The sequence below is a fragment of the Paraburkholderia sp. Ac-20347 genome, from assembly GCF_017104805.1.
In the GTDB taxonomy this organism is placed as follows: Bacteria; Pseudomonadota; Gammaproteobacteria; order Burkholderiales; family Burkholderiaceae; genus Paraburkholderia; species Paraburkholderia tropica.
This window is the reverse complement of record NZ_JAAGPN010000041.1, coordinates 34,379-46,675: the sequence shown is the minus strand read 5'-3', so window position 1 is coordinate 46,675 and position 12,297 is coordinate 34,379. Positions and strand designations below refer to the sequence as shown.

The window sequence follows — 12,297 nt, the reverse complement described above, 5'->3', positions numbered from 1 at the left end:
GCAGTCGATGGGCACGATCGTGGCCGCGCTGGAGGCGCTCGGGCAGATCGAGGGCGCGCCGGACCCCGCCGACGGCCGCCAGACGCTCTGGTCGCTCACCGAGACCTTCCGGCGCTCAGTGCGCGCGAGTCGCGCGGCGCGCGAGGACTGGCTCGGCCACGTGATCGACGCGCGGCTGTCCGGCACCGAGCAGACACAGCTCGCGCGCGCGGTGCTGCTGCTCAAGCGCCTCGTGGACGAGTGAGGCCGCACGCATGAGCCAGCCGCAAGATTCCCAGGGCGCGACCGCGCGCGCCGAACCGGCGACCGGCATGTTCCGCTCGCTGCGCAGCTTCAATTACCGCGTGTGGTCGGCGGGCGCGCTGGTGTCGAACGTCGGCACGTGGATGCAGCGCACCGCGCAGGACTGGCTCGTGCTCACCGGCTTGACGCATCACAGCGCGGCGGCCGTGGGCATCGTCATGGGCCTGCAATTCGGGCCGCAATTGCTGTTTCTGCCGTGGTCCGGCTATGCCGCCGATCACTTCGATCAGCGTCGTCTGCTGATGTTCACGCAGGCCACGCTCGGCACGCTCGCACTGCTGCTCGGCCTGCTCACGATCACGGGCACGGTGCAGCTCTGGCACGTGTACGTGTTCGCGTTTCTGTTCGGCAGCACCACGGCGTTCGATTCGCCGGTGCGCCAGACCTTCGTCTCCGAACTGGTCGGCGACGCCGATCTCGCCAACGCCGTCGCGCTCAACTCCACCTCGTTCAACGCCGCGCGGATGATCGGGCCGGCCGTGGCGGGCGTCGTGATCGCCTCGGTGGGCGTGGGCTGGGCGTTCGTGCTCAACGGGCTGTCGTTCATCGCCGTGCTGGTGTCGCTCACGCGGCTGCGCACCCGCGATCTGCGTCTGCGCGCGCGGGCGAAACCGGCGAAGGGCAGTCTTGTCGCCGGGTTTCGCTACGTGTGGTCGCGCCCGGACTTGAAGGCGATCGTCGTGATGCTGTTCCTGATCGGCACGTTCGGCTTGAACTTCCCGATCTTCATTTCGACGATGGCGGTGCGCGTATTTCACGCCGATGCGGGCGGCTACGGTCTGCTCTCTTCGCTGATGGCGGTGGGCACGGTGTCGGGCGCGCTGTTCGGCGCGCATCGCAGCCGGCCGCGCTTCGAGTCGTTGCTGATCGCCTCGGCGGTGTTCGGCGTCGGGTGCGCACTCGCGGCGATTGCGCCGAGCTACGGCTGGTTTGGCGCGGCGCTGGTGCTGATCGGCGTGGCGGCGCTCACGGTCACGACCGAGACCAACAGCCTGATGCAGCTCTCGACCGAACCGTCGATGCGCGGACGCGTGCTCGCGATCCGGCTGGCGGTGGCGCTGGGCGGCACGCCGATCGGCGCGCCCATCGTCGGCTGGGTGGCCGATCACCTCGGGCCGCGCTGGGCGCTGGTGGTGGGCGCCACGTCGGGCATCGCGGCCGCTGCGGTCGCGGCGCGGGTGATGTGGCGGGAGAAACGGCGAGAGGGCGCGCCGGAGGAGGAATAGACCATCTGCCGAATGTCTAGCCAGGATCGAAATCAAGCCTTCGCATGGGCGATATCGATTCCAGGACACGCTGGCGGGCATGCTGCCCGATCCGGCAAAGACGTTGCTCTCGCCACGCGCGCGCGAAGGCGACGAAGGTGAAATTAACCTACTTGCCAAATTAACCGAGTAGGTTAAAATCCCGATGGAAAAGCGTACGCCGCATTGCAAACTCGCCCGGATTCACGAACTGGTACGGGCCGGGCGCGTTCGCGCCACGCGCAGCGCTTACGAAGGCGCGCTCGAACTGGGCATCCGCGATCTCTCCGGCATGTGCTCGGTCGTGTTGTGTCTCGCACCCGGCGATTTCCACAAGAGCATGACGACCTATGCCGATCATCGCGTGTGGCAAGACGTCTATCGCGCGACCGTCGAGCACGGGCGCAGCGTCTATCTCAAGTTGACCGTCATCGACGACGTCCTGATCGTCTCGTTCAAGGAGTGGTGATCGTGAAATGTCCGGCCTGCGGCGGTGCGAATCTGGTCCACGAGACCCGCGATCTGACTTACGCGTACAAAGGCGAGTCGACCGTGATTCCGGCCGTGACGGGCGACTATTGCCCGGCGTGCGGCGAGGCGGTATTCGAGCGTGCCCACGGTGACCGCTACGCCGAGTGCGTCGCCGCGTTTCAACGCCAGGTCAACGCCGCTTATGTCGATCCGCTGTTCATCGCGTCCGTGCGCCGCAAGCTCAATCTCGATCAGCGCGAAGCCGCCGAAATTTTCGGCGGTGGCGTCAATGCGTTTTCCCGTTACGAGAACGGCAAGACCAAACCGTCGCTGGCGCTGGTGCAACTGCTCAGGCTGCTCGATCGTCATCCTGATCTGCTCGGCGAGATCCGCGCCGCCTGACGCGCACAGTTTTCCTAAACCACCCGCTCCGACACCACCCGAAACGCCGCGCCGGGCACGACAAAACAAAAAGGCTCGCCGGTCGCGCCGATGCGTTCGAGAAACGCGCCTTGCACGGCTCCGGCGGCCGTTTCCAGCGCTTGCGCGGAGGCAATATCGATCGGCAGATCGATCAACGCATGCGCGAGCCGCCCGCAGTCTTCCACCCGCGAAAGCGCGCCGTCCTGCAGACAAAGCCATTCCACCGCGCTGTCCCACGACCCGAAGAACGGCGCGAGCGCGGGCGTCAGCGTGCGTGTCGGCGTGCGTTGTGCTTCGCAGCGGAATTCGGGCGCGCTGCCGCGTCCGCTTTCGATCGACGTCACGTAGCGCCCGTCGTGCGCGCGATGCTCGAAGCGCCGGGCGAGATGCGACGGCAGCGCGTCGCTGAACAGCCGGCTGCCGATCGCGTAGAGCGGATCGTCGAGAATATTCTTGACGAACAGCACCGTCGGCGCCGTCGTTTCGACCCCGCCAAACGATTCCACATAGAAGCGCCAGTTGCTTTGCAGCGGTGACGGAAAAAGCCGCCGCAGCGGTCCGGCGAGCGCGGGGCCGAAGTGCCGGTGCGCGTAGGTGAGGATCGTGAACAGCGTCTTGCCGTCGCGTTGCACGAGTTCGACGCCAGGCGGGACGAGCGCCGCGATGCGCGCCGCATCGACGGCCCAGGTGCAATAGACGATGTCGCGCACGTCGCTGGCCAGTTGCATGAACGGCAGGCGCGAGAACAGGGCGCGGCGCGCGCGCAGCAGCGTCGGGCAACCGACGAGGCGCTCGCTGATCGCGCCCAGCGCGCCGGGCCAGGGCGACACGAATGCGTTGTCGAACAAACGGGGCTCCACAGGTTTCAGAACGACCGGCAGTATGCCCTGGCGGCCTGCCACGCCCGGCAAATTCGCCCCCGCGTGCAATGTTTTGTGTCGCCCACAAACGCAGATACATTGCGATACAAACGCCGTCTCCCGCTGCGCTATAAAGCATCCATCGCCATTACACGCAACGAGGAGCCCGCATCATGGAAGCCAGCCGCCTGCACGGCTCGTGTCACTGCGGCGCCGTGCGCTTCGAGGTCCGCACCGCGCTCACGCCCGCCGCCCGCTGCAATTGCAGCCTGTGCCGCCGCAAGGGCGCGCTGATGTCGCCGCCGTTCGAGGCCGCCGATCTCACGGTCGTCGCGGGCGAGGACGCGCTCACGCTCTATCAGTTCAACACGCAGGTCGCGAAGCACTATTTCTGCAAGCACTGCGGGATTTATCCGTTTCATCAGACGCGCAAGGACCCGAAGCTGTGGCGCGTCAATCTCGGCTGTCTCGACGGCGTCGATGCCTACGCGCTCGAAGCCTCTGTGAACGACGGCGCGAGCCTTTCCGTGGTGGAGGACGCATGAAACGCCTGCTTGCCCTGTTCGCCTTGCTCGCGGGCGGTCTCGCGACGGAAGTGGCGCATCCGCTGTCGTGCACGCTGATGTCATCCACGCGGCGCGAAAAACGCGAAGGCGGCAATGCCGCTCCCATCCGGCGCAGCGTGCGTCGGCAAACGCAGCCCGGAGTATGATCGGCGCATGGAAAAAATCGACCACATTCTGATCGTCGACGACGATCGCGGCATTCGCGAACTGATCGCGGCTTACCTCGAGAAAAACGGCATGCGCGTGAGCGTCGCCGCCAACGGGCGCGAGATGCGCGCCGCGCTCGACAACGGCGCGCCCGATCTGATCGTGCTCGATCTCATGATGCCGGGCGAGGACGGTCTCGTGCTCTGCCGCGATCTGCGCGCGAGCCGGTTTCGCACGGTGCCGGTCGTCATGCTCACGGCGCGCAGCGAGGAAACCGATCGCATCGTCGGCCTCGAAATGGGCGCCGACGACTATGTGCCGAAGCCCTTCGCCGTGCGCGAACTGCTCGCGCGCATCCGCTCGGTGCTGCGCCGCACGCGCATGCTGCCGCCCGGCATGCAGGTGACCGAAACCGCGCCGATGCTCGGCTTCGGCGAATGGCGGCTCGACACCACGGCGCGCCATCTGCTCGACGAGGAAGGCACGCTGGTCGCGCTGAGCGGCGCGGAATACCGGCTGCTGCGCGTGTTTCTCGATCATCCGCAGCGCGTGCTCACGCGCGATCAGCTGCTCAACCTCACTCAAGGTCGTCAGGCCGATGCGTTCGACCGCTCGATCGACCTGCTCGTGAGCCGTCTGCGTCAGCGTCTGCGTGACGGTGCGCGCGAGCCGCGCTACATCAAGACGCTGCGCAACGAGGGCTATGTGTTCTCGTCGTCGGTCGACGTGATCGAAGGTTCGGCATGAGCACGGCCACCCACGATGCGGCAGGCGCGGCGCCGCCCGTTGCGCGCGGCGGTGGTCCGCTGCACTGGCCGCGCTCGCTGTTCGCGCGTCTCGCGCTGATTCTCTGCGTGGGCCTCGTGCTCGCGCAGACGCTCTCGGTCTGGCTCACGCTCACCGAACGCGACGAAACCACCGCGAACATGATGATGGATTACGTCGAGCGCGAAGTGGCCAGTTCGGTCGCGCTGCTCGACAATCTGCCGCCGTCCGAGCGCGCCGCGTGGCTGCCACGTCTCGCGCGCCGCAGCTATACGTTCATGCTCGATCCGGGCGTGCCCGGCGTCGCGCCCGATGCGACGCTGTCGCGGCGCTACGAGTCGGCCATCGAGCGCGGTATCGGCAAGCATTACGCGCTCACGGTCAACGCGATTCCCGGCGACGGCGAGCATCTGCAGGTGCATCTGCGTCTCACGGACGGCTCGCCGCTGACGATCGACGTGCGTCCGCAGACCGCGCTGCCGCTGTCGCGCTGGCTGCCGCTCGTGCTGATCGTGCAGCTCGTGGTGCTGGCGTTCTGCTGCTGGCTGGCGGTGCGCGTGGCGACGCGTCCGCTCGCGGCGCTGGCGCGCGCCGCCGACGGCCTCGGGCCCGACCTCAAGGCCGAGCATCTCGACGAGAACGGTCCTTCGGAAGTGGCGCGCGCGGCGCGGGCGTTCAATGCGATGCAGGCGCGCATCGCGGGCTATATGGCCGAGCGCATGCAGATTCTCGCGTCGATCTCGCACGACCTGCAGACGCCGATCACGCGCATGCGCCTGCGCGTCGACACGATGGACGACGACGAGCAGGGCACCAAACTGCGCCAGGATCTGCAGGAGATGGAACAGCTCGTGAAAGAGGGCGTGGCGTACGCGCGGACCTTGCATGGCGCGTCGGAAGTGCCGGTGCGTCTCGATCTGGACGCGCTGCTCGACAGCCTCGTGTGCGATTACGTCGATGCGGGCAGCGACGTCGCCTACGACACGCGCACGGCCGTGGCAGTGGTGACGCGCGCGAAGGCGCTCAAGCGCATCGTCGGCAATTTCGTCGATAACGCGCTGAAGTTCGCGGGCGCGGCCGAGATCGCACTGAGCGCCGGACCGGGCGGCGACGAGGTGACCATCGCCGTGCTCGATCGCGGGCCGGGCATTCCGGAGGAGTCGCTGGAGAAGGTGTTCGAGCCGTTTTACCGGCTGGAAACGTCGCGCAATCGCGGCACCGGCGGCACGGGTCTCGGGCTTGCAATCGCGCGTCAGCTGGCCTCGGCGATGGGTGCGCAACTGACGCTGCACAATCGCGCCGGCGGCGGGCTGGAGGCGCGGCTCGTGTTGAGAAAGGATGGCGCGGCGCAAGCGGGGCGATGAGCCGCGTGCGCATCGCGCATTGCAGTCGCGAACAGCAAACGGCGCCGTGTCCCGGCGCCGTTTGCTTTTGAGGTCCACTTGCCGCATCGCCAGCCCTGAACGCGAGTGCGGGCCTTGGGGCCTTGTCGTAATCCACCTGAACTATGGCGGCTCGCGCGCGTGCGCGTGAGGTATTGATGTGAGCATTGCCCGCCTCGCATCGAACGCAACCGGCCCACGACCTCATGCACACGACGACCCACGGCGGACCGCGCAGCACGCTGCGCCGCGCGCTCAAGCAACCGTTGCTCAACGTCGTCGCGCGGCTGCCGGACGGCGTGCAGCGCGCCATGTTCGCGCCGCGCATGCGCCGCATCTGCATCCGCGTGCCGCTGCTGCGCGCGGTCTATTCGGGCTGCCTGCGCCGCCATCCGTTCGACCTGCAATACGGCATCGATACGAGCGGTCTCGTCGACGCGCAGGCGCTCCAGCACGATCCCGGCCTCGTCGCGCAACTGAATCCGTACATGGGCTCGCAGCCCACCATCATCCGGCGCGCGCTTGACACGCTCGGCGACATCGCGGGCTACACCTTCATCGATATCGGCTGCGGCAAGGGACGTCCGCTGGTGGTCGCGTCGGAGTATCCGTTTGCGCGCATTCTCGGTTGCGACATCAGCGCGGAACTCGTCAAGACTGCCAACGAGAACGCCGTCGCGATCGCGGGGCGCTTCGCGCATCGTCCGCCGATCCGCGCGATTGCCGCCAACGTCGCCGATCTGGCGCTGCCGCCGGGCAACGCCGTCGTGTTCCTGTTCAATCCGTTCGGCCCCGAGTTGATGGCCGCGCTGCTCGCCAAGCTGGAGGCGGCGCTCGCGAGCGGCGCGATCGGCCATCTGTTCGTGGTCTACGACAACCCCGTGTGCGGCGACGTGTTCGATGCCTCGCCGCATCTGCAACGCTGGTTCGCGCGCATGTTCGCTTACGACCGAGGCGAACTCGGCTTCGGGCCGGAGGAACGCGAGGGCGTGGTGATCTGGCAAAGCGTGCGCGGCGCGCGGCCCGACGCATTCGCCGACCGGCATCGCCGCATCACGACCCGCGACCGCATGAGCGCGTCGCTCGATTAGCCCGTGTGGCCCCGTGCCTGCTTCCGCTCAACGAGGAGTCCCGTGACGACCACCACGATCCCGCTGTCTGCCGCCGCGTCCGCGGCGCCGCTGTTTCGCTTCGAAGTGCTGACCTGCGCGACGATCGAGGCGTTTCGCGCCTTGCAGCCGCAGTGGCGTGCGTTGCTGGGGAAGAGCGAGGCGGCGTCGCCGATCGTCGATTTCGCCTACGCGGAGCTGGCCGCCGAGCGCGCGCTGGCGAGCGGCGCGATCGTCGAGGTCGCGGCCGTCTACGAGGAGCTCGATGTGTGCGTGCTGTGGCCGGTCGCGATCGAACGCCGTGGCGTGCTGCGTTGCGCGCAGCCGCTCGGCAGCGGTTGCGGCGAGGAGTACGGCGGTCCGCTGATCGCCGATACGCGACGCGTCGAACTGTATGAAGCGGCCGTGCGCGCGGTGCGGCGTCTGCATGCCGATCTGCTGACCGTGCCGATGCTCGAGGAAGGCAGCGCGTTGCAGCGCGCGCTTGGCGCCGCGCCGCAATCGTGGGTGCGCCGCCGCCTGCCCGCGCGCTGGCGCGTGATGCCCGGTTATGCGATCGGTCTGCGCGCCTACGAGAACTGGGACGATTATCTCGCGACGCGCCACGCGCACTTGCGCGCGGCCTTGCGTGCGAGCCTCAAGCGGCTGCGCAAGCTCGGTCACGTGAGTTTCGACTGGTGTGCGAACGCCGACGAAGCGCGCACGGTGCTCACGTGGCTGTTTGCGAACAAGCGTCGCTGGGCGATGGCGCGCGGCATCGATTCGCCGTATCTGATGAACGACGGCGTGCGCGACTTCTTCATCGAGCTTGCGCAGCGCATGGATCTGTCACGCACGCCGCTGGTCGCCTGCGTGAAGGTGGAAGGGCGGCCGGTGGCGGCGTCGGTCAATCTCGTCGGCGCGCAGTCGGTCGAGTATTTCATCACGACCTACGACGAAGCGTTCGGCACCTATTCGGTCGGCAATCTGCTGGTCGAATTCATCGCGCAGTGGGCGCACGCGCACGAACGCGATTTCGATTTTCGCCCGCTTTACGGCGACTACAAGGTGCGCTGGGCCGATCGGCAGACGTCGCACGAATCGCGGCTCGTGGTGCTCGGCGCGCGCGGGCGCCTGTTCGAATTGCTCTTGCTCGCGCGCTTCGCGAAGCGCGTCGGTCGCAAGCTGCTGTCGATCGCGCGTGCCCGCAGAAAGCGCGAGTGAGTCCGGACGCGTTCGCGCCGACGCGTCTCAGGATGCGTCTCACGACGCCAGCGGAATGAACACGTTGAACTGGCCTTCGTCGGGATGACGCGAGCGATGGCCTTTACCCGTCGTGTCCTCGCAGAGCACGACCGTGCCGGGGTCGCAGCGACGCGTATCGCCGTCGCTGGTTTCGAATTCCACCCAGCCCGTCATCCAGATCACGAACTGGCGCACGGGCGTCGTGTGCCAGTCGGCTTCCTTGAGCCCGGCGGGCACCCAGCCGAAGCGCACGGCTTTCGCGGGCTCCCACGTCGAGAGAAAGATCGGCGGGATGCCGGGAAAGAGTTCGAGCGGCGTGAGCGCTATGTCGATATCCTCGAAATGGGACTCGCCCTCGGCGTCGGCATAGATGCGTAGGCATTTCATGGGGCGCTTCCTCCGGGCGGCCCCAGGCGGCCGCATCGGGATCGATCATGCGCCAGGCGTCCCGTTCGCGCAATTTGGGCGCTTGCGGCGCTGCAGCGTGCCGGCGTGCTTAAGACGTGCTTCCGACGCGGTTTTCGTGCGGGTTTGTATCGGCATGTGTCCGTCGCGCGGGCGGACACACGGCCTTGCAAAAGTACCGCACTGCGCAAACACGCCAGATACGTGCGGGGATTCAAATACCTCCATGCCAGTCAGCAACGCCGCAAACGGCGCAACGAAGCGGACTGGACACCGCGCCCGACGCGCGGTTCACATCAACCGAACCCGGAGGTGAATACCATGAAGCTGATCCAATCCCTGCTCGTCGCCGCTGTTGTCGCCGTTCCCGTTGCGTTGCCGGCCGCTGCGTTCGCGCAGTCGAATGCGCCGCTCACGCGGGCGCAGGTTCGCGCGGAACTGGTCCAGCTGGAAAAGTCGGGCTACAACCCGGCCGCCGATTACACGCAGTATCCGCAGAATATTCAGGCAGCGCTGGCGCGTGAGAGCGCAAAGAGTGGGGCGGATGCTGCGGCTGCATCGGCTTATGGCGGTGCGGCGAATGCTTCGGCTAGCAGCGTCGATAAGGGCGCATCATTGTCGCCGTCGGCCGGGCAGGACGTGGTCGGTCTCGGCCCGATCTACGCGCACTCATGATGGCTGGCGGCGGGCGCAACGGCGTCTTTGACAACGGCGGCGCGGGCGAGCGGCACGCGCACCCAGACGTAGCCGTTGCGTTCGTGCGCGTCGTGCACGGTGGCGTGGATCCTGGCATCGCAGCGCGCCGACTGCGTGCTGCTGATCAGACGGATCTGCTGACCGTTCACGTCGAAGCGCCAGCCGTGCGAAGCGCAGGCGATCAGGCCGCCCGCCACCACGCCGTCCGACAAGGTCTCGCCGCGATGCGGGCAGCGGTCGTCCCAGACGTGGATGCCGCCTTCGCCGTCGCGCCAGACCACGAGTTGCTTGCCGTCGAGCGTGGCGGCGCGCGCGTGGTTTTCCGCCACGTCGCTGCTGGCGCATAACGGCGTCCAGCGCGGCGTGTCCTCTTGCGAGGTCGGATTCGGCAGATCTGGCGGATTCAGCGGTTCATTCATCGGCGCAATTCGGAAAAGCACAAAGCCGGCACGCGGCCGACGGTTAGGCAAAGGTATCTTCCGATCTTAATGGATCGCGCGGCTGAGTGCCGGGCGCCATGTAAAAAGCCCCGGCGAACCGGGGCTTTTTTTCATCGTGCGCGAATCCATGCGCAAATCCACGCGCAAAATCAGCGCCAAATCACGAAGACAGCTTCACCGACACACCCGTCGACGTATAAACCGGCGTGGCCTTGAAGCCGTCGACGGTCACGCTCGTGAAGGACTTCGTCGCGCCGGCGCCGTCGATCAGGTCGAGCGTGTCGCCGGCCTTCGGCGTGTAGCCGTTGACGAACTTCACGTGCAGCGCGCCGCCCGCGATCGTGAGCTGGCCGCCCACGCGCAGACGTCCGCCGCCGTTGCCGTCGATATCGAGTTCGAGCGTGGTGTTGGCGAGCTGCGTGTACTTGCCCGTCACCGCCACCGGCGCGCTGGCGCTCACGGCCACGCCGCCGGCGCCGACGTAGACGTCGCCGCTGCCGAACGCGTTCGCCGATCCGGCCGCGATCACGCCGCCGCTGATCTGCGTGCCGCCGCTATAGCTGTTGTTGCCCGCGAGCGTGAGCGTGCCGCTGCCTTGCAGCGTGAGCTTGCCCGTGCCGCCGATGTCGTTGCGCCACGTGTCGGCGGCGTTGAAGCCGCCCTGGGTGGCGTCCATCGACACGATCACGTTGCCGTTGAACTGGCCGTAGCCGTCGCCGGCCGCGAACATGTTCAGGCGGCCCCAGCCTTCGGCGTCGTCCATCACCGGATAGCCCGAGGCGAGTTCGGTCGTCTTGAGCACGACGCGGCGCTGGTCGGCGCTCAGATACGGGAAGCGCGTTTCCAGCAGCACTTCGGCGCCCTTGGGCACGACGGGCGGCGCGTCGGTCGATTCGATCGGCGAGAAGCCGAAGGTCATGCGGCGCGCGAACTCCGTTTTGTTGGTCGCGTAGTCGGCGAAGCGGTCGGTCGTGGTGGTGCCCGAATGCGCGTAGGCGGTGAAGCTCGTCGCGTCGGTGCTCGTGGCCTGCATCAGCGCGCTGTGCGCCTGCGTGTATGCCGCGCTCTTGAGCGTCGCGTTGGCCGGATCGTAGAGATTCGCGGCCGTGGCGGCGAGCGCGAACATGCGGCCGCCGATCACGTCGAGCGGCGAATGCATGCCCGCGAGAATGCGGTTTTCGCCGAGTTCGAGGCCGCGGCTCGCCATTTCCTGGAAGCGCTCGGGCACGACGTAGGCCATCGTCATCGCGTCGCGCATGGCTTCGGCTTCGTGACCGCTGATGAAGCCGCCGTCCGTCGAAGGCGTCGTGCTGATCGCCGGGACGAGCGTCGGATCGACCACCACGGCGGTGCTCCAGCGGAACGGGCGCGCGTACTTGTAGAAGCGCTTGGCCGGTTCCGTCGACGCGTTGTTGCCCATCGTGTTGAGCAGATCGACGACCTTGCCGAAGGTGGCGTTGGTCGTGCTGCCCACGCCGATGTTGTTGCCCGAGTCGTTGTAGAGGACCGTGGTGGCGTCGCTCGGAATCGACGTGATGCTCGTGGTCTGCTGCGCTGCCGTGCGCCACGCGCTCGTGAGCGGGCCCATGCCGTCGGTCACGCTGTAGCCCTTGCCGCGACGGTCGTCGTAGTAGGCCGCGTCGGCCTGCGCCTGGGTGCGCTGCGTGGTGGCGTTGACGACGTACTGGACGTTCGCCGTGTGCACGGTGTTGTTGAGCACCGCGCCGCCGGGCGTGCCGTCGTTGGGCAGGCCGGTCCACGTCGATTGCACGACAGCCGGGAACGAGCCGGTCGCGGCGGCGCTCACGCCCGCGTCGACGAGCAGCGTGAGCGGCTGCCAGATGTCGAGAAAGCGCGCGCCCACGCGCACGCCCGCATTCGTCGCGAGCGTCGCGTAGCGCGCATCGCCGCGCTGGTTGGTCGCGATGTTGTCGACGAAGGCGGGCACGTCGGGAATCGGCGCGTTATCGACGAAACCGGGATCGGCGGGCGCGGCGGGAATCGCGCTCGTGGTCGTGGCGGCGTCGTGGCTGCCGCCGCACGCGGCCAGCGCGGCGAAGCTCGACAGCACCGCGAGGCGCAGGGGAAGAAGGCGGCGCGAAGCGCGGCGGCATGAAGCGGACATCTGAGAACTCCGTCGTCGTGGTTAACGGCGGCGGATTATGGTCATGCCCCATTACTCTGGAATTACGGAAATATTTCGTAAGTGTTAATCCGTTCACTATCTGAAAGCCGCGAAATGGTGCATCGCGAATGAAAGCC

14 protein-coding genes and 1 pseudogene are annotated in these 12,297 nt (G+C 67.3%); 11 read left to right on the top strand and 4 right to left on the bottom strand.

The features are described 5' to 3' along the window. From G3N97_RS11165 to G3N97_RS11150, 4 genes and pseudogenes are all read left to right on the top strand, one after another. A pseudogene (locus tag G3N97_RS11165) lies at positions 1-244 on the top strand (MarR family transcriptional regulator); the annotation flags it as partial. 10 nt (positions 245-254) lie between these two features. Further along, positions 255-1,529, top strand: a complete 1,275-nt coding sequence (locus G3N97_RS11160; protein WP_205993261.1) for an MFS transporter — start codon at positions 255-257, stop codon at positions 1,527-1,529. 184 nt (positions 1,530-1,713) lie between these two features. Then, a complete protein-coding gene (locus tag G3N97_RS11155; RefSeq protein ID WP_205993260.1) occupies positions 1,714-2,016 on the top strand; it encodes a type II toxin-antitoxin system MqsR family toxin in 303 nt (100 codons plus the stop codon). Between the two features lie 2 nt (positions 2,017-2,018). Further along, positions 2,019-2,420 (top strand): type II toxin-antitoxin system MqsA family antitoxin, encoded by a 402-nt coding sequence (locus G3N97_RS11150; protein ID WP_205993259.1) that lies wholly within the window; start codon positions 2,019-2,021, stop codon positions 2,418-2,420. A 14-nt stretch (positions 2,421-2,434) separates the two neighbouring features. On the opposite strand, the gene G3N97_RS11145 is transcribed toward G3N97_RS11150, so the two are convergent. Next, positions 2,435-3,289 carry a DUF2071 domain-containing protein gene (locus tag G3N97_RS11145; protein WP_241030518.1) on the bottom strand — a complete coding sequence of 285 codons (855 nt, stop codon included), beginning with the start codon at positions 3,287-3,289 and terminating at the stop codon, positions 2,435-2,437. 185 nt (positions 3,290-3,474) lie between these two features. On the opposite strand from G3N97_RS11145, the gene G3N97_RS11140 reads away from it, so the two are divergent. From G3N97_RS11140 to G3N97_RS40155, 6 genes are all read left to right on the top strand, one after another. After that, complete coding sequence (locus tag G3N97_RS11140) at positions 3,475-3,846, top strand: GFA family protein (RefSeq protein ID WP_205993257.1); 372 nt, start codon at positions 3,475-3,477, stop codon at positions 3,844-3,846. Then, positions 3,843-4,013 carry a hypothetical protein gene (locus G3N97_RS11135; RefSeq protein WP_176081674.1) on the top strand — a complete coding sequence of 57 codons (171 nt, stop codon included), beginning with the start codon at positions 3,843-3,845 and terminating at the stop codon, positions 4,011-4,013. Before G3N97_RS11140 ends, G3N97_RS11135 begins: the two co-directional genes overlap by 4 nt. 7 nt (positions 4,014-4,020) lie before the next feature. Continuing rightward, positions 4,021-4,761 (top strand): response regulator, encoded by a 741-nt coding sequence (locus G3N97_RS11130; RefSeq protein ID WP_205993256.1) that lies wholly within the window; start codon positions 4,021-4,023, stop codon positions 4,759-4,761. Beyond that, complete coding sequence (locus G3N97_RS11125) at positions 4,758-6,143, top strand: HAMP domain-containing sensor histidine kinase (protein ID WP_205993255.1); 1,386 nt, start codon at positions 4,758-4,760, stop codon at positions 6,141-6,143. Before G3N97_RS11130 ends, G3N97_RS11125 begins: the two co-directional genes overlap by 4 nt. 224 nt (positions 6,144-6,367) lie before the next feature. Beyond that, positions 6,368-7,252: a class I SAM-dependent methyltransferase gene (locus tag G3N97_RS11120; RefSeq protein WP_205993254.1), complete on the top strand. Its 885-nt coding sequence runs from the start codon at positions 6,368-6,370 to the stop codon at positions 7,250-7,252. 42 nt (positions 7,253-7,294) lie between these two features. After that, positions 7,295-8,473: a GNAT family N-acetyltransferase gene (locus G3N97_RS40155; RefSeq protein ID WP_205993253.1), complete on the top strand. Its 1,179-nt coding sequence runs from the start codon at positions 7,295-7,297 to the stop codon at positions 8,471-8,473. A 39-nt stretch (positions 8,474-8,512) separates the two neighbouring features. Here G3N97_RS40155 and G3N97_RS11110 read toward each other — a convergent pair whose 3' ends face one another. Next, the gene (locus G3N97_RS11110) at positions 8,513-8,881 is read right to left on the bottom strand and encodes a cupin domain-containing protein (protein WP_205993252.1); all 369 of its coding nucleotides are present in this window, start codon (positions 8,879-8,881) and stop codon (positions 8,513-8,515) included. Between the two features lie 339 nt (positions 8,882-9,220). Between G3N97_RS11110 and G3N97_RS11105 the strand changes: the two genes are divergently transcribed. After that, the gene (locus G3N97_RS11105) at positions 9,221-9,574 is read left to right on the top strand and encodes a DUF4148 domain-containing protein (RefSeq protein ID WP_205993251.1); all 354 of its coding nucleotides are present in this window, start codon (positions 9,221-9,223) and stop codon (positions 9,572-9,574) included. Here the strand turns inward: G3N97_RS11105 and G3N97_RS11100 are convergent. Together G3N97_RS11100 and G3N97_RS11095 are read right to left on the bottom strand one after the other, a co-directional pair. Beyond that, positions 9,559-10,014 (bottom strand): Rieske 2Fe-2S domain-containing protein, encoded by a 456-nt coding sequence (locus tag G3N97_RS11100; RefSeq protein WP_205993250.1) that lies wholly within the window; start codon positions 10,012-10,014, stop codon positions 9,559-9,561. The genes G3N97_RS11105 and G3N97_RS11100 overlap by 16 nt on opposite strands. A gap of 181 nt (positions 10,015-10,195) precedes the next feature. Continuing rightward, positions 10,196-12,160 carry a phosphatase PAP2 family protein gene (locus G3N97_RS11095; protein WP_205993249.1) on the bottom strand — a complete coding sequence of 655 codons (1,965 nt, stop codon included), beginning with the start codon at positions 12,158-12,160 and terminating at the stop codon, positions 10,196-10,198. Positions 12,161-12,297 lie beyond the last annotated feature (137 nt).